The sequence below is a fragment of the Virgibacillus dakarensis genome, from assembly GCF_900155625.1.
In the GTDB taxonomy this organism is placed as follows: domain Bacteria; phylum Bacillota; class Bacilli; order Bacillales; family Amphibacillaceae; genus Lentibacillus_C; species Lentibacillus_C populi.
Genome location: NZ_LT732554.1, coordinates 68,607 through 85,236, shown reverse-complemented (window position 1 = coordinate 85,236; position 16,630 = coordinate 68,607). Strand labels below are relative to the sequence as shown.

15 protein-coding genes and 2 other annotated features are annotated in these 16,630 nt (G+C 42.1%); of the genes, 12 read left to right on the top strand and 3 right to left on the bottom strand.

Annotated features, from left to right (window positions below; translation table 11 throughout):
• The first annotated feature begins 102 nt into the window (after nucleotides 1-102).
• From CZ382_RS09960 to serA, 4 genes are all read left to right on the top strand, one after another.
• Entirely contained in the window at nucleotides 103-363 is a 261-nt protein-coding gene (locus tag CZ382_RS09960) for a hypothetical protein (RefSeq protein WP_088051107.1), read from the top strand.
• A gap of 17 nt (nucleotides 364-380) precedes the next feature.
• Nucleotides 381-932 (top strand): cysteine hydrolase family protein, encoded by a 552-nt coding sequence (locus CZ382_RS09955; RefSeq protein ID WP_088051106.1) that lies wholly within the window; start codon nucleotides 381-383, stop codon nucleotides 930-932.
• 183 nt (nucleotides 933-1,115) lie between these two features.
• Nucleotides 1,116-1,344: a binding site (T-box leader), on the top strand.
• A 338-nt stretch (nucleotides 1,345-1,682) separates the two neighbouring features.
• On the top strand, nucleotides 1,683-2,855 hold the full coding sequence (locus CZ382_RS09950) for a pyridoxal-phosphate-dependent aminotransferase family protein (RefSeq protein WP_088051105.1): 1,173 nt from the start codon (nucleotides 1,683-1,685) through the stop codon (nucleotides 2,853-2,855).
• Nucleotides 2,845-4,431: a phosphoglycerate dehydrogenase gene (gene serA / locus CZ382_RS09945; RefSeq protein ID WP_088051104.1), complete on the top strand. Its 1,587-nt coding sequence runs from the start codon at nucleotides 2,845-2,847 to the stop codon at nucleotides 4,429-4,431. The genes CZ382_RS09950 and serA overlap by 11 nt, the downstream gene beginning before the upstream one ends.
• 134 nt (nucleotides 4,432-4,565) lie before the next feature.
• Here the strand turns inward: serA and CZ382_RS09940 are convergent, their stop codons facing one another.
• Entirely contained in the window at nucleotides 4,566-5,843 is a 1,278-nt protein-coding gene (locus CZ382_RS09940; protein WP_088051103.1) for an MFS transporter, read from the bottom strand.
• A complete protein-coding gene (locus tag CZ382_RS09935) occupies nucleotides 5,824-6,459 on the bottom strand; it encodes a winged helix-turn-helix domain-containing protein (RefSeq protein WP_088051102.1) in 636 nt (211 codons plus the stop codon). The genes CZ382_RS09940 and CZ382_RS09935 overlap by 20 nt, the downstream gene beginning before the upstream one ends.
• 249 nt (nucleotides 6,460-6,708) lie before the next feature.
• Here CZ382_RS09935 and CZ382_RS09930 point away from each other — a divergent pair, with 249 nt between their 5' ends.
• The 6 genes from CZ382_RS09930 to CZ382_RS09905 all read left to right on the top strand — a co-directional run bounded on the left by CZ382_RS09930 (nucleotide 6,709) and on the right by CZ382_RS09905 (nucleotide 12,805).
• Nucleotides 6,709-7,254 carry a GNAT family N-acetyltransferase gene (locus tag CZ382_RS09930; RefSeq protein ID WP_088051101.1) on the top strand — a complete coding sequence of 182 codons (546 nt, stop codon included), beginning with the start codon at nucleotides 6,709-6,711 and terminating at the stop codon, nucleotides 7,252-7,254.
• Nucleotides 7,255-7,291: 37 nt separating this feature from the next.
• Nucleotides 7,292-7,547, top strand: a binding site (T-box leader).
• A gap of 88 nt (nucleotides 7,548-7,635) precedes the next feature.
• Nucleotides 7,636-9,033: a proline--tRNA ligase gene (proS, locus tag CZ382_RS09925; RefSeq protein WP_407701319.1), complete on the top strand. Its 1,398-nt coding sequence runs from the start codon at nucleotides 7,636-7,638 to the stop codon at nucleotides 9,031-9,033.
• 364 nt (nucleotides 9,034-9,397) lie between these two features.
• Nucleotides 9,398-10,570 carry a M20 family metallopeptidase gene (locus tag CZ382_RS09920; protein ID WP_088051099.1) on the top strand — a complete coding sequence of 391 codons (1,173 nt, stop codon included), beginning with the start codon at nucleotides 9,398-9,400 and terminating at the stop codon, nucleotides 10,568-10,570.
• Nucleotides 10,571-10,615: 45 nt separating this feature from the next.
• The gene (locus tag CZ382_RS09915; RefSeq protein ID WP_088051098.1) at nucleotides 10,616-11,413 is read left to right on the top strand and encodes an ABC transporter substrate-binding protein; all 798 of its coding nucleotides are present in this window, start codon (nucleotides 10,616-10,618) and stop codon (nucleotides 11,411-11,413) included.
• A 17-nt stretch (nucleotides 11,414-11,430) separates the two neighbouring features.
• Complete coding sequence (locus tag CZ382_RS09910; RefSeq protein ID WP_088051097.1) at nucleotides 11,431-12,090, top strand: amino acid ABC transporter permease; 660 nt, start codon at nucleotides 11,431-11,433, stop codon at nucleotides 12,088-12,090.
• The gene (locus CZ382_RS09905; RefSeq protein ID WP_088051096.1) at nucleotides 12,083-12,805 is read left to right on the top strand and encodes an amino acid ABC transporter ATP-binding protein; all 723 of its coding nucleotides are present in this window, start codon (nucleotides 12,083-12,085) and stop codon (nucleotides 12,803-12,805) included. The genes CZ382_RS09910 and CZ382_RS09905 overlap by 8 nt, the downstream gene beginning before the upstream one ends.
• Nucleotides 12,806-12,839: 34 nt before the next feature.
• Here the strand turns inward: CZ382_RS09905 and CZ382_RS09900 are convergent, their stop codons facing one another.
• Complete coding sequence (locus CZ382_RS09900; RefSeq protein ID WP_088051095.1) at nucleotides 12,840-13,319, bottom strand: glutathione peroxidase; 480 nt, start codon at nucleotides 13,317-13,319, stop codon at nucleotides 12,840-12,842.
• Nucleotides 13,320-13,534: 215 nt separating this feature from the next.
• Here CZ382_RS09900 and CZ382_RS09895 point away from each other — a divergent pair, with 215 nt between their 5' ends.
• Nucleotides 13,535-14,545: a TAXI family TRAP transporter solute-binding subunit gene (locus CZ382_RS09895; RefSeq protein ID WP_088051094.1), complete on the top strand. Its 1,011-nt coding sequence runs from the start codon at nucleotides 13,535-13,537 to the stop codon at nucleotides 14,543-14,545.
• A 113-nt stretch (nucleotides 14,546-14,658) separates the two neighbouring features.
• Nucleotides 14,659-16,569 carry a TRAP transporter permease gene (locus CZ382_RS09890; protein WP_230856069.1) on the top strand — a complete coding sequence of 637 codons (1,911 nt, stop codon included), beginning with the start codon at nucleotides 14,659-14,661 and terminating at the stop codon, nucleotides 16,567-16,569.
• The last annotated feature ends 61 nt before the right edge of the window (nucleotides 16,570-16,630 follow it).

Sequence of the window (16,630 nt, the reverse complement as noted above, 5' to 3'; positions counted from 1 at the left end):
CACCCTTTTTGCTTCGGAAATTTGCTATAGTTACAGTAGATGCCTTGTTGTTGGGGGATGGCAGGGCAATCCAAAATTAGGCTACATGTGGAGGTATATGGAATGGAACATGATCATGATGCGCCAGTAAATATAACGGAAAAAGAGGATTTGTTAGGATTAATCCATATGCGTTTTGGCAATGTGCCAAAGGCTATTGTCGAACAAATAATGGCTATTGACGATCTCGATGTACTGGATCGATTGTTTTTGGTTGCCGTTAATGCGGCTAACTGGGATGTGTTTGTTAATGAATTAAATGAGGGAAAAGCTTCGTTCAAAATGGTTGGTGACGGGTTTGATCCACTCGCTGAAATAAACTAACAAATGGAGGGCTAACAATGGGGAAACGAGCACTAATTAATATTGACTACACGTACGATTTTGTGGCTGAAGATGGAAAGCTCACAAGTGGTGCACCTGGTCAGGCAATTGAGGGCAAAATTGTGGAACTGACGCAAGAATTTATTGAAGCGGGAGATTATGTTGTATTCGCAATTGATGCACATGAAGAGAGGGATCAATATCATCCGGAGTCAGCACTATTTCCCGCCCACAATGTGATTGGAACAAAAGGCCGGGATCTTTATGGCGAACTAGCTGCGGTCTACGAAGCAAATCGAGATGCTAAACATGTCTATTATTTTGATAAAACCCGTTATAGTGCATTCGCAGGAACGGATTTGGAAAGCAAATTACGCGAACGCGGAATTGACGAGGTACATCTCGTTGGGGTATGTACGGACATTTGTGTGTTACATACTGCTGTAGATGCGTACAATAAAGGATTTAAAATAGTGGTTTATCAGGATGCGGTTGCCAGTTTTAATGCAGCTGGGCATGAATGGGCATTGGGGCATTTTGCTAATACACTTGGTGCAAAGGTGATTTAAAAAATTCGAGGTGAGGCTTATAAAAAAGGAATTTTTATAAGCCCTTTTTTTAAAAAAAATTTAAGCAGGTCCTTTCTACGGTTAAACGCTTACAATAAAATCATCAATTCAAAATTGTCAAAATTGCTATTGACAATCTAATTAAATTTGCTATGATTAGAAAAATCAAGTTTTCACAGTTGCGTAAATATAGTGAAGAAGACAGGTGCATTGAATCGGGTTCTTAAGAGAGCTGGTGGGTGGTGTAAACCAGTGGATCAGGCAATGGACAGCACTTCGGAATAGGCAGGTTGAAATGTGAGTAGACCTGTTCGGCAGATGCCCGTTATGCATCGGACCAATGAAGACTGCTTGCCATGTCATGCAGTGAAAAAGGGTGGTACCGCGTGAGATCAAACTCTTCGCCCCTTAGCTTAGCTACTAGGGGGTGGGGAGTTTTTTTAAATGATAAGTATATAAATTTAGGCTCTATTCTGCTTACATCAGAGTTGGCCACGTCCGGCTCCAGCGCCCAGCGGCTAGTGTGCAACACCCGCCTCCGTACGATAAGTCAACATCGGTTCGGGTAGGAAGGAAGGCCGACTAAAAGCGGGCTTTGCGCCCAACGTCGGCATACCCCTTTTGCAGGGGCATGTTTCCTTTATCTCCTACAGCTCAGTCCAGCACATACGCCGCTAACCGGGCGCTTGCGCCTTTGTTCTTTGGATTAAACCATAATCAGTAAACGGAAATAGGAGAGGAGACATAGTCATGCTACAAGACACAAGTTTACTTCGAATACCTGGTCCAACACCAATACCGCCAAGCGTCCAACGTGCAATGGACCAGCCAATGATCGGCCATCGAGGTATCGAAACAAAGGAACTTTTAGGGCGAATTAAACCGAAATTAAAGCCGGTTTTTGGTACAGAACAGGATGTATTGATTATGACCGGAAGCGGTACTTCTGGTTTGGAAACGGCTGTTGTGAATACAACGAAAGCCAGGGATGAAGTGCTGGTGATTGTGACAGGTTCCTTTGGGGATCGCTTTGCAAAGATTTGTGAAGCGTATCAATTAGTTGTCCATCGTCTTGAGGTAACATGGGGAGAAGCGGTTGATCCGGAACAAGTCAGGGAGTTTTTACAAAAAAATCCGCAGATAAAGGTTGTTTTTGCTACATTTTGCGAAACATCAACGGGCGTGTTAAACCCGGTAGCAGCAATTAGTAAAGCAGTCCATGAAAACTCCGATGCTCTAGTTGTTGTGGATGGTGTTTCATGTGTTGGCGGGGTCGAAGCAAAGATGGATGAATGGGAGATTGATATGCTTGTTACCGGTTCGCAAAAGGCGATGATGCTGCCTGCCGGATTAGCCTTTGTAGCAGCTAGTAAGCAAGCCTGGCAAGTGATAGAGGCAAATCAGCAGCCAAGATTTTATCTAGATTTAAGAAAGTATCGGGATAATTTAGCGGATAATTCCACACCTTTCACTCCTGCTTTGTCGTTGTTATTTGGACTGGAACAGGCTTTGGCGCTAATGGAGCAGGAAGGGTTGCAAAAGGTTTACGAGAGACATATGACAATGATGGCAATGTTGCGTGGTGCAATAACAGCATTGGGGATTCCTTTACTTACAAAAACGGAAGCAGCTTCCCCTACTGTTACAGCAATTCATCCGGAAAATTTTGACCCGGAACAATTAAGAAAACAAGTGAAACAGGAATTTGGTCTGGCTATAGCGGGTGGACAGCAGCACTTAAAAGGGAAAATCATTCGTATTGGACACATGGGCTACTGCGCACCACAGGATGTATTGCAGATTATTAGTTTGCTAGAGCTAGGTATACAGCGACTTGGGAAACGAATAGCTTTAGGGCAAGGTGTAATAGCCGCACAGGAAATTTATTTAGATGCAAGGAGAGAAGCAAACCATGACATATAAGGTGTTAATTAGCGATCCGCTAAGCGAAGACGGTATTTTTCCATTACGGGAAGCGGGTGATGTTGAGATCGTTTTGGAAACCGATCTTTCAAAGGAATTATTGCTGGAGCGGATACCCGATTTTGACGCGTTATTAGTAAGGAGCCAAACTCAAGTAACGAGAGAGGTTATTGAGCAGGCTGCAAATTTAAAGGTAATTGGCCGAGCAGGTGTCGGAGTGGATAATATTGATCTGGAAGCGGCTACTGAGAATGGTGTCATCGTCGTTAACGCCCCCGATGGGAATACAAATTCTGCTGCGGAACATACGATGGCAATGTTAACATCTTTGGCACGAAAAATACCACAAGCTTTTTATGCATTGAAGCAAAACCGCTGGGACCGGAAAAAATATGTAGGTGTGGAGCTGAAAGGCAAAACATTAGGGATTATCGGGCTTGGCAGGATTGGTGCGGAAGTCGCTGCACGGGCAAAGGGACAGCGGATGAACGTGATTGCTTATGACCCATTTTTGACCGAGGAAAAGGCTGAAAACATGGGGATTGGTTATGGCACGTTTGCAGAAGTGCTTCAGGAAGCAGATTTTATTACTGTCCATACCCCGCTGTTAAAGGAAACAAAACACATTATTAACAAGGAAGCCTTTGCCATGATGAAGGACGGTGTACAAATTATCAATTGTGCGCGGGGCGGGATTATTGACGAAGATGCGCTATATAATGCCATTGTCGAGAAGAAAGTAGCTGGAGCAGCATTAGATGTATTTGAGCAGGAACCAATCCACCATCATAAATTGCTGGAACTTCCTGAGGTGATTGCAACCCCACATTTAGGAGCTAGCACGATTGAAGCGCAAAAAAATGTTGCGATTGATGTAAGTCATGATGTTATTACGATATTACGGGGCGGTTTGGCACAGAGTCCAGTAAACATACCGTCTGTTCCACAAGAGGTTATGAAGAAAATTGAGCCATATTTTTATTTGTCAGAAAAGCTGGGAGCGTTCCTTGCCCGTCTGGGAAATGAAGTAGTAGAGGAAATTTGGATCTATTATGCAGGGGATCTAGCGGAAATGGAGGTTACTCCTTTAACACGAAATACTGTAAAAGGGTTATTAAAACGACACCTTGGTGACCATGTCAATACCGTAAATGCCGCGTTTTTGGCTGAAAAAAAGGGGATCACCATTCACGAGCAAAAAACTTCTTCAACGAAAGGCTTTACTAACCTGTTAACGGTAGAAACAAAATCAAAATCCGGAAAACGCAAAGTGGCAGGAACATTGCTGAATGGACTTGGCGCCCGAATTGTCAAGGTCGACCATTACAGTATGGACGTTGTTCCAGAGGGGCATATGGTTCTCATCCATCACAAGGATCAGCCAGGTGCAATTGGCCGGGTTGGCAGCCTGCTAGCGAAAAACGATGTCAACATTGCCACCATGCAGGTCGGTCGTACGGAAATAGGTGGTGATGCCATCATGATGCTCGTAATTGATAAACAATTGGAACAGCATGAATTGGATCAGCTGCAAGAGCTTACGGATATTTACCATGCGACTGCTGTGGATTTGTGAACAAGAGGGACCACGTAAACGAAGAACAGCTCACGTTGGAAGGTGGGCTGTTCTTCATTGTCAAGATCAACCAGAATTTCGTGGCGGAAATTCATTGTAAAGTCCCTTCATTTTTTTCCAAGCTTACAGGTAATTTAATCTACCATATTCCTAACTCGCTCCTCCGTAAAATCCAATCCGAACCTCTCTGGTGACAGTTCATCCGCTTTGGGGAGCCCCCTTAATTTTGGATGGAGGATCCAAACAATTGACACAAATGCCAGTCCTAAGCCGGTTAAAGCAAAAATTAACGTACTGCTGGTAATTGTTGCAAAATAACCGCCAGCTAATGAACCGAGCGGCATGGCAATGGTCCCCATACTTGCAGATACGGAACCTACTCTGCCCAATAGCCGGTTTGGTACAACAGATTGTACAGTAGCAGCGAAGATAACATTTGTTCCGCCAACAGGAATCCAGGCAATACCATATAAAACAATAGCGATATAAGTCCAGGGTATGGTAGCGGACAAAATCCAACAAACAGCACCAAATAAAAAGGCGATGATGGAAAACACTCCTACTCTAAATTTTCCCATCCATGCTGCGAACAGGGCACCAATTAATCCGCCGGTCGACATCGCTGCAAGGTAGAATCCGTATATTTCTGAGCCGCCCCGTTCATCGGCAAACGCAGGCAAGATGGCAAGCGCCCCGCCAATGGCAAAATTCGCGACGATGGAGCCAATTAGAAAAGTGGCCATTAAGGAACGGAATACAATGGAAAAGCCTTCTTTTAAATCAGAAAAATATTTCTTTATCCCCTGAACAATCCCCTTCTCATTTGAGACTGTTTGTTCAGCAGATGATGGGATTTTTAATATGGTAAAAAGAATAGCCGCCACGGCAAACGTTACGGAATCCACCAGATATAATGTTACTGCACCAACGAATGCAACCAGAACACCTGATAATGCATTAAATACGAGATCAATTCCTTGATAGGCAAAGGAGAAATAGGAATTACCTTTCACCAATTCCTCTTTTGACAGAATTAACGGCAATGCTTTTGATTGCGATGGATAAGCAAATTGTTCAATAAAAGCAACGATCGGCATGACAATTAATACGATTTGTACGGTTAATACGCCAAAATAGTAGGCAATTGGAATGATTAGAATCAAGATTGCCTGGAGAAGTTGTGTAATGATTAATGTTCGCCTTACCGGCCAGCGGTCAACGAATGGACCGGTGATAAATTGCAGTGATTGTGGAAGTAATGTTAAAAACCCGGCAAGTCCGGAATAGAAGGCATTTCCGCCTAATGTATATACAAGCCACATCGCTGCCACGTAATAAATACTGTCACCCATATTCGACACAATTCTTCCTAACAATAAAAATAAGAAATTTTTATTTTTTAAAATCCTCATCGTCACTGGTCCCCTTGTCAATTGGAATTTGGAACGCTTCTTCCTCAATTTGAAAACCAAGATGCAAAAAATAATAGGTATTGGTTTCTTCCGATGTTTCCTCTTCGAAGTTTTGCAGTTCCCGCATCAAGGCATAATACTTTTTCTTCCATTCGATAAATTGTTCCTCAGTTGCCTTAAATTCACCATTTGTGGTGATATAGCCCCAATCTTCAGGATTTTCACTTTGGTTTTTATCCTCGAATGCATAGCCTGGTGCATTTTGAACCCGATGCTTGGCACGATCCAAAATGCTATTTATCACCTGGCGTGTCGTCTGGTTAATTTCGCTTCGATGTGGAAGCAATTTTTCTGAGATGGTAAATCCGGCCGCAACCGCTTGATAAAACTTTTGTAGGATACCATTCTTTTCTTCGGTTTTGACCATTTCAATCAAGTCATTTTTTTCAAGTTCTTTTAAATGATAATGCATTTTACCACGGGGAATATTCATTGCTTCAGCTAGTTGTTGTCCGGTATAAGGCCTTTCAATGAGATGCATCATTATCTCCGCACGCAGTGGTTCTCCCATCACTTTTAATTGATTGCGTGTTGTAAGTGTCATCATTTGTTTCATAAAACGCTCACTCCTAATTGTTAAAATAAATTGTACGGTCAAATTAATTTAACAATACACACTAGTTGTTAGAAAGTAAAGATATTTTTGCGATTTCTTTTCCTGCTGTCTTTAGTATAAGGAGCAGGGTGGTTTTGATTAACGTCTGCTAGTATGAATTTAACTCATACCAGAGTCTGATTTTCCTTGTTGTCCAATGTAATTAAACTACGGTAAAATTAATTTCAAATAGTAGAGAGGGGATTGGCAATGGGAAGATTTTTTACACAAAATTGCTTTGATGACTTTTCCGTGAGATTGGCAAGTGAAAAGGATACTGCGAATGTACTGCAACTATTGAAAGATGCGGCAAATTGGTTAAAAGCAAAGGAAATTCCGCAATGGGGTTATCTAGGCAGTGGAGGTGAAGATGAGGAAATTAAACAGGATATTTTGGCTGGAACGACCTATGTTGTAGAAGATGTCCAAGCAAATATTGTAGCAACCTTCAATCTCTCTCCAAAGCAAAATGACTGGGACATGGAAATGTGGGGCAAGCGAGATGATAAGGGCTACTATTTGCACAGGCTCGCGGTGGACCGGGGCTGCCGCAATCAGCAAATCGGTAAACGGCTTTTGCGCTGGATTGATGACTACCTATTAATCGATGATGGCTATTTACGGTTGGACTGTGTGGCGGCGAATTCGGTTTTAAACGACTATTATCAACGAGCAGGGTTCACTTTTGTCGGATATATTGGTGCAGGGGATGACAAGTTTTCCAGGTACGAAAAACCTTTGAGCAGAAAGGCTTGACTTTATTTTTCGATCGATATATATTTAAAAATACATAGATGAAACATTGACAAGGATTAGTACGATCGGAGCGTCTTTTGCAAGAGAGGGAATGGGTGGTGTGAATTCCCAAAGACACGATTGGAACCTGCCTTTAAGTTCGTAATTCTGATGGTTTATCCCAAATAGATGCGCGCGGTTCATAACCGTTATCAAGTAAAGTGGCAAGACAGAGGCAAGATACCGGATGTCAGAGGTCGGAGAAGTGCTTTTGATTGCAACAAGGGTGGTACCACCAAACCTCGGTCCCTTATTTGGGATGCGAGGTTTTTTGTATATAAAATTTTTAAAGAGGTGTTAGGATTGGGTAAAAATAAGCAATTTGTTGAAAAGGTAACGGCGATGGAGGATGATTTCGCCCAGTGGTATACCGATGTGGTTAAACAGGCTGAGCTTGTTGATTACGGAACAGTCAGAGGAACGATGATTATCAAGCCATATGGTTTTGCTATTTGGGAAAATATCCGTGATGAACTGGACCGGAAGTTTAAAGAAACAGGACATTCGAACGTTTATTTTCCATTATTTATTCCAGAAAGCATGCTGCAAAAGGAAAAGGATCATATTGAAGGGTTTGCTCCGGAAGTTGCTTGGGTAACACATGGTGGGGAGGAAGAATTAGCAGAGCGTATTTGTGTACGCCCAACCTCAGAGGTATTGTTTGGCGACTATTATGCGAAAAATATTCACTCCTACCGGGATCTGCCAATGCTTTACAATCAATGGAGCAATGTTGTCCGCTGGGAGAAAACAACCCGGCCGTTCCTGCGTACGTCGGAATTTTTATGGCAAGAAGGTCATACATGCCATGCAACAATGGAAGATGCACAGGAAGAAACGGCGAGGATGCTCGGTATCTATACGGATGTCTGCGAAAACTATTTGGCTATTCCAGTAATCAGCGGGCGGAAAACGGAAAAAGAGAAGTTTGCTGGAGCTGATTATACCTTAACAATTGAAAGCCTTATGCACGATGGAAAAGCATTACAATCCGGAACATCCCACTATTTGGGAACTGGCTTTGCCGAGGCATTTGATATTCGTTATTTGGATAAAGAAGGGAAGCAGCAGCCTGTCCATCAAACATCATGGGGCTTATCTACACGGATTATGGGTGCATTAATCATGGTTCATGGGGATAACCGCGGATTAGTAATCCCGCCACGGATTGCGCCGACACAAGCTTTGATCGTACCAATCGCCCAGCATAAAGAGGGGGTATTGGATAAAGCATACGATTTGCTGGATCAGCTGAAAAATATAGCACGAGTTGCTATTGATGCAAGTGATAAAACGCCGGGGTGGAAATTTAATGAATCCGAGATGAAAGGAATTCCTGTTCGAATTGAAATGGGACCAAAGGATATCGAAAAGGATCAGGTTGTTCTCGTTCGCCGGGATACCGGTGAAAAAGAATTCGTTGCTTTACATGAAGTAGAAAGCCGGTTATCCGTACTGCTGGAGGAAATTCAGCAAGGATTATATGATAAAGCATTAGCACACCGTACTGAGAAAACGTCGGTCGCAACGAACATGGAGGAATTTAAACAAACGCTTGAACAAACACCTGGTTTTATTAAAGCAATGTGGTGTGGCGATACAGCCTGTGAAGAAAAAATTAAGGAAGAAACAACAGCAACATCACGCTGTATTCCATTTGAACAAGAAACCGTTGCCGATACATGCGTCTGCTGCGGCAAAGAAGCCAAAGAACTTGTTTATTGGGCAAAAGCATATTAATTTAGTGTAACCGAGCGCTGCCAAGCCGCTCGGTTTTTTACATCAACCGGAGCACAAAAACATCAACCGGAGCACAAAAACATCAACCGGAGCACAAAAACATCAACCGGAGCACAAAAACATCAACCGGAGCACAAAAACATCAACCGGAGCACAAAAACATCAACCGGAGCACAAAAACATCAACCGGAGCACAAAAACATCAACCGGAGCACAAAAACATCAACCGGAGCACAAAAACATCAACCGGAGCACAAAAACATCAACCGGAGACGAAAAAAAGTATTGCATGCCCATAAACATTATGTTATAAATATACATATTAACTTATAAATATACATTAACATCAGATGGGGGGATCATCATGAAAAATAGATTAAAAGAGGAACTTAAAGTAATCGAACAAGAACTATGGGCGATGAGTAATCAGTTATACCGTAATCCAGAGCTGGGAGATCAGGAATTTCAATCGATGGAGTTGTTTACAGATTATTTAGCAAAACATCAATTTAACATCGAAATAGGGATTGTAAACCGCCCTACTGCATTCAAGGCGGAATATAAAAGTAGCAAGCCCGGCCCCGCCATTGCATATTTGGCAGAATACGATGCACTGCCGGAAGTAGGTCATGGCTGCGGTCATAACTTGATAGGCACAATGAGTACCGGTGCAGGTATCATCCTCAGCAAACTGCTTTCCGAAACGGGCGGAAGTGTTACTGTATTTGGCACACCAGCCGAGGAAACAAATGGCGCAAAGGTACCAATGAGCGAGTCGGGAACCTTTGATGGTATTGATACGGCAATGATTTTACATCCTGCTGATCAATCCTATGCGAGCGGAGAATCTCTGGCGATGGATGCGATCCAGTACAGCTATTCCGGAAAATCAGCACATGCAGCTGCATCACCGGAAAAAGGAATCAATGCCCTTGATAGTGTTATCCAATTATTCAATGGCATTAACGCGCTTCGGGAACATTTACCATCGGATGTCCGTATTCACGGAATCATTGCCAATGGCGGACAGGCAGCGAATGTTGTACCAGATAAAGCTGTTGCTCAATTTTATATTCGCGCAAAAGAACGAGCATACTTAAATAAAGTTGTAGAAAAGGTGAAAAACATTGCAAAAGGTGCAGCCCTAATGACGGGTGCCAAGCTTGAAATCACAAACTATGAATTAAGCTATGATAATATGATTACCAATCATACACTGTCGGAAATTTTTACCAAGAATTTAGAGGAAGCCGGCGTTGAGATCATACATCCAGCTAAGCAAGACTACGGATCCATCGATATGGGCAATGTAAGTCAGGTTGTTCCGGCGATCCATCCGTATATTGGACTAAATGAACCTGGATTGATCGCGCATACGAAGGAGTTCGCTGATAAAACAATCACAGGAGATGGGAAATCAGCTTTATCAAAAGGCACTTTGGCACTTGCTTCTACAGGCTATGACCTGCTGACAAATTCGGAACTGCTGCAAAAAGTAAAAGATGAATTCAAACAAAACCAATTTTTATGCAATTAAATGCATAAAAATACCAAATTATTTATATTACAAGGAGAGAAACCGATGAAATTATCCATTCGTAAATTACTTGTTTTTGTATTGTTAATAAGTTTGCTAGCCGCTTGTGGAACTAGTGAACAAGGGAAAACAGACGCAGCTGCAAAAGATGGTTCAGACAAAAAGGTGTTAAAAATGGCCACATCAGCAGACTTTCCGCCATTCGAATCTCGTAACCCGAATGGTGAATTTGAAGGGTTCGATATTGACTTGGCCAATTTAATTGCTGATGAGTTAGGATACAAATTAAAAATTGAAGACATGAAGTTTGAGGGATTAATTGGTTCCCTGCAGGCAGACCGGGTTGATATGGTAATGGCGGGAATGAGCGCAACGAAAGATAGACGCAAAAATGTTGCTTTTTCCAATGCATATAATCGTTCCGGTGAAATGTTTATCAGCCAACCAGATAACAAAATAGACGATTTAGCAAGTTTAAAAGGGAAAACGGTTGGTGTTCAGCTTGGCACCATTCAAGAGGAAGGTGCTAAGAAATTAAGCGAGGAATATGGATTTGAGGTTAAAAAAGTGGATGACTCGAAAATTTTGATCCAGGAATTAAATTCAAATCGTATTGATGTTGCCTATATGGATAAAACGGTAGCTGTCGGATATATCGAAGCCCAAGGTTTAGCTGGTTTTGATGATCCGACAACAAGCTCACCAGGCATGGGAATTGCTTTTCCAAAAGATAGTGATTTAGTTGATGACGTCAATAAAGTATTGGAAAAGCTTGAGGAAAATGGGAAACTGCAGGAATTAAAAGAAAAATGGTTATCGGACTATCAGGAAATAGACAGCTAGAGGGTGAGGTGTGAGGCATGAACTTGGATTTTAGCCAGCTCGTGCCTTATATTCCTTTTATTTTGGAAGGAATATGGGCTACATTAAAACTTGCAGGTATATCCATAATTATCGGATTTATATTAGGTACATTATTGGCATTGTGCAAAATAACGAAGCTGCCCCTGTTAAAAGGCTTTGCTGATGCCTATACGTCAATGTTTCGGGGCACGCCGCTTATTTTGCAATTAATGATTATTTATTTTGCCATTCCGCAATTAACAGGATACGATATTTCGGCATTTTTATCCGCGGTACTAGCCTTTGGGTTAAATTCAGCAGCCTATGTGTCAGAAATTATTCGTGCCGGTATTTTGGCAGTTGATCGTGGACAAACCGAAGCGGCTGAAGCTTTAGGTGTCCCGTATAAGCAAATGATGATAAATATCATATTGCCGCAAGCGTTAAAAAATATTTTACCGGCATTAATGAATGAATTTATTACGTTAACAAAGGAATCCGCAATTGTATCGGTTATCAGTTATATGGACTTAATGCGACGAGCGCAGATTGTTGGGTCAGAGCTGTACCGGAATTTTGAACCACTATTATTCGCCGGATTGATTTATTGGGTCATGGTTTTTATCTTAACGCAAATTGGCAGATTAATAGAACGGAGGCTACGTCATAGTGATTAAGGCAGCAGGTATTACAAAAAACTTTGGCAAAAACAGTGTATTAAAAAATGTCTCAACTACGATCAATCGAGGGGAAGTTGTTGCGGTTATCGGCCCATCTGGTTCCGGAAAATCAACCTTTTTACGGTGTCTGAATTTGTTGGAGCAGCCGACATCAGGTGAAATATGGATAAATGATCAAGCGATTACTGACCGTAAAACGAATAAATTGGAGGTTCGCAAGCAAATTGGTATGGTATTTCAGCACTTTCATTTATTTCCGCACATGACCGTATTGGAAAATGTAACGTACGCTCCAAAAAAAGTGAAAAAAATGAAAAGTATCGATGCAGAGGCAAAGGCCAAGGGGTTAATCGCAAAGGTGGGTCTTTCAGATAAAATGAACACCTATCCAAGTCGTTTATCCGGCGGGCAAAAACAGCGGGTGGCGATAGCGAGAGCGCTGGCAATGGAGCCCGAAATCATGTTATTTGATGAACCGACATCAGCCCTTGATCCGGAGATGGTGAAAGAAGTGCTGGACGTCATGAAGGATCTGGTGGATACAGGAATGACAATGGTTATCGTGACACATGAAATGAACTTTGCTAGGGAGGTTGCAGATCGGATTCTATTCTTAGATGATGGAAAACTGATGGAAGAAGGGGATCCGGGGACCTTTTTTAGCCAGCCAAAGACAGACCGGGCAAAGGACTTTCTGGCGAAGATATTGTAGGGAGAGATCAAAACAGGCTGGGCGATCCAACCTGTTATTCGTTTAATACTTTCTCAATATCCTTTTTCACATTTTCCGGCTTGGTTTGTGGTGCAAAACGATCAACGACTTTACCATCTCGGTTAACCAAAAATTTGGTGAAGTTCCACTTGATTTGCTTCGTCACCATTCCAGGTGCTTCCTTTACCAGGTAGGTAAATAATGGGTGGGCATCATCGCCTTTAACATCAATTTTGCTGAACATCTGGAACGTTACGCCATAATTTTGTTGACAGAAGTTAGAAATTTCTTCATCATTCCCCGGGTCCTGGTTGTGAAATTGATTACACGGGAAACCGAGTATTTCCAGCCCCTGTTCACGATACGTTTCATAAAGTTTTTGCAGGCCGGCGAACTGTGGAGTGAACCCGCATTCGCTTGCCGTATTTACGATCAGCAGTACATTTCCTCGATAATCCGCCAGCGACTTTTCTTCACCAGTAATCGTTTTGACAGAATAATCATATACACTAATTGTTATCAGCTCCCCTTTGAGAAGAGAATAACAATTATCTGAAAAAGCGTCAATTAAAGCGCTGTCATTATAGATTGAATATTCTTAAAACTTGAATACCAGCCTAAAAAAGGGTAAAATATATAATAAAACGTTTTCAGTTTCGATTGAAAACTTGTTTTATTTTAAAGCGCATTGTTATGGGCTTTAGAAAATACTTACAAGGGGGAAACATTTTGAAAAAGAGAACGCTATTCCTATTTATCATTGTTCTCGCAGTAGGCATGGTCCTAACTGCGTGCGGTGAGAGCGGCAAAGGTTCTGGTGGATCCAGTTCTGATGGTGGCAGCAAAAAAGAAGCTAAAACCAATCTGACACTGGGAACTGGTAGTGTTGGTGGTGTGTACTATCCACTCGGTGGCGAAATGGCAACACTTTGGAAGAATAACATTGATGTCGATGGTTTCGACGTTAGTTCAGTAGAAGCTGGCGGCTCTGTGGATAACATTGCTAAGATTCAAGCGGGAGATTATCAGCTTGGTATTGCGCAAAATACTACGTTAATCAGTGCTGTTAATCAAACAGGTGATTTCGAGGGAAAAGAGATGGATGATGTAGTTGTTCTTGCCTCACTTTATCCTGAAGCGGTACAAGTTGCTACTACGGAGTCAACCGGTATCGAATCAATTGCTGATTTAAAAGGAAAGAAAATTGCAGTCGGACCTCCAGGCGGCGCAACCCGTGAAGCAGCCGAGCTAGTCTTGAAGGCGTATGGTATTGAAGATGGTGACTATGAGGCCTATGAAGAAGGCTTTGGCGATGCAAAAGGCAAACTGCAAAACGGTACAATCGATGCTTCGATTGAGGTTGTAGGTGTTCCGTCTTCTTCAACCGATGAACTGCAGGCCTCCACAAAAGAAGTAAAGCTCCTTAATATTGAAGGAGATGCATTACAAGAGGTAGTCGACAATAGTGAATATGAAGCTTATACAGTTGAACCTGGAACATATGAATGGCTAGACGAACCCGTACAAACTGTAACAGCGATGGCACTACTGGTTGGCTCAAAATCACAAATAAGTGAGGACCTGGCCTATGATATTACGAAAACACTAGTTGAAAAATCAGGTGACATGTCGATCGCACAGGCAAAGTTAATTACAAAAGACAATATTTTAACTGGAGTGGGCAACCTGCCAATTCATCCAGGGGCACAAAAATATTTTGATGAAGCTGGTATTGAATAAATTAAGAACCGGACAAAGCCTGTCCGGTTCTTTAACCTCAAAAAGGGAAGTGAATGGAGGGAATACGAGTGAGCGAGACACAAGATATAAAAGAAATCGATAAGCGTGAATTGATGGCAAAGTATGATAAAGAAAGTAATTTTCGGACTAATTTGGGACCGTGGGGCTGGGTAACGTTAATCATCGGTGGGGCATTGACCATTTTCCAGCTCTATACGGCATTTTACGGTGCTAAAGTGTCATTGATTCAAGGAGCAATCCATCTTGGAGCAGGGTTAAGTTTAGTTTATTTGCTGTACCCGTTAAAAACATCTATGACTAAACGAAGGGGAGTTCCGTGGTATGATGCTTTATTAGCCATAGCTGCTCTGTTTGTAAACTTTTATATTCTCTTTAATTATGAACGGTTAGTTAAAGATGCGATTATTTTTGGCTTTACGGCATTTGATCAAATCGTGGCAACTGCAGGGGTAATTCTATTGTTAGAGGCAACAAGACGGGTTGTTGGACTTCCAATTGTTATCATAGCAATCGTAGCTTTACTATATGGTCTTTTTGGCCAATATATCCCGGTTATTGGACACGCTGGTTATGATTGGCCTTCGCTTGCAACGGAAATGTTTTATAGTTCAAGCTCCATATTTGGTACCCCAATTCAGATTTCATCCACCTATATATATTTATTCTTATTCTTTGGTGTAATTCTGGTTAAAACAAATATTGGACAATTTTTTAATGATATTGCATTACGATTAACGGGCAGGTACACAGGAGGTACAGCGAAAGCCGCAGTAGCAGCTAGTGGACTTCAAGGAATGGTTAGTGGAAGTTCGGTTGCGAATACGGTAGGTTCTGGTTCATTCACTATTCCAATGATGAAAAACTCTGGATTTAAGCCTCACTTTGCCGCAGCTACAGAAGCATCAGCTTCAACCGGTGGACAGATCATGCCGCCGATTATGGGAGCAGCCGCATTTATTATGGCATCGTATACAGGGATACCTTACAATGAAATCATTATTATCGCGATTATTCCTGCGATACTCTATTTTTCCGGTGTATTTATGGGTACACACTTTGAAGCTAGAAAACAAGGGATAATGGGACTTGCTAAAGACCAATTGCCAAAGTTGAAAAATCTGGTAAAGCGATTGGATTTATTCTTGCCGTTAGTCATTATTATTGGTTTTCTTTTAGCCGGGAAGACACCGACATATGCTGCGCTCTTTGCAATCGTCACAGCATTTGTGATCAGCTTTTTTCGGAAAGATACACGAATGTCATTTAAGGAAATTATTAAGCTGCTGGAAGAGGGAGCGAGAACTGCGCTTCCGGTAATTGCAGCCTGTGCTACTGCGGGTATTATTGCTGGTACCGTAACGACAACCGGCTTAGGCCCGAAAATTGCTGGCGGCATAATTGAGCTTGCCCAAGGTCAATTCTTCCTTGTCATGTTCTTTACCATGGTAGCTTGTATCATTTTAGGAATGGGATTGCCTACTACCGCAAACTATGTTGTTACAGCAACAATGGCAGCACCCGCATTACTTGCATTTGATGTACCGGTAATTGCAGTTCACATGTTTGTGTTTTACTTTGGAATTGTAGCGGATATTACCCCGCCGGTATGTTTGGCAGCCTACGCTGGTGCAGGAATAGCCGGGGCGAATCCAATGAAGGCTGGGGTAACTGCCGTGAAACTGGCGATTGCGGCATTTATCATTCCGTATATGTTTGTCACCCAGCCGATCCTTTTATTACAAGGGGATGCGAATGTTCTAAACGTATCGATTGCAGTCATCACAGCTATGCTTGGAATGGCAAGTATCAGTGCTTCGATGATCGGCTATTTTGTCAGCTCCGTTAATTGGCTGGAGCGAATAATCATGTTTGGCGCCGGTTTACTGCTGGTTTATCCAGACTTAAAATTCTCACTTGTAGGATTGGTAATCTTCGGAGCTATTTTTGCAATACAGTTTTTTGGAGGTAAAGCAGGAGATAAGAATAAAAGGCAGACTGCTTAAAAAGGAAAAGGCGGATAAGAAGAATTGATCTTCTTACCCGCCTTTTCGTATTTGGATTGAT

Coding starts and splice junctions, on each gene's coding strand:
- CZ382_RS09960 (WP_088051107.1), top strand. CDS start 103: ATGGAACATGATCATGATGCGCCAGTAAATATAACGGAAAAAGAGGAT.
- CZ382_RS09955 (WP_088051106.1), top strand. CDS start 381: ATGGGGAAACGAGCACTAATTAATATTGACTACACGTACGATTTTGTG.
- CZ382_RS09950 (WP_088051105.1), top strand. CDS start 1,683: ATGCTACAAGACACAAGTTTACTTCGAATACCTGGTCCAACACCAATA.
- serA (WP_088051104.1), top strand. CDS start 2,845: ATGACATATAAGGTGTTAATTAGCGATCCGCTAAGCGAAGACGGTATT.
- CZ382_RS09940 (WP_088051103.1), bottom strand. CDS start 5,843: ATGAGGATTTTAAAAAATAAAAATTTCTTATTTTTATTGTTAGGAAGA.
- CZ382_RS09935 (WP_088051102.1), bottom strand. CDS start 6,459: ATGAAACAAATGATGACACTTACAACACGCAATCAATTAAAAGTGATG.
- CZ382_RS09930 (WP_088051101.1), top strand. CDS start 6,709: ATGGGAAGATTTTTTACACAAAATTGCTTTGATGACTTTTCCGTGAGA.
- proS (WP_407701319.1), top strand. CDS start 7,636: ATGGAGGATGATTTCGCCCAGTGGTATACCGATGTGGTTAAACAGGCT.
- CZ382_RS09920 (WP_088051099.1), top strand. CDS start 9,398: ATGAAAAATAGATTAAAAGAGGAACTTAAAGTAATCGAACAAGAACTA.
- CZ382_RS09915 (WP_088051098.1), top strand. CDS start 10,616: ATGAAATTATCCATTCGTAAATTACTTGTTTTTGTATTGTTAATAAGT.
- CZ382_RS09910 (WP_088051097.1), top strand. CDS start 11,431: ATGAACTTGGATTTTAGCCAGCTCGTGCCTTATATTCCTTTTATTTTG.
- CZ382_RS09890 (WP_230856069.1), top strand. CDS start 14,659: ATGGCAAAGTATGATAAAGAAAGTAATTTTCGGACTAATTTGGGACCG.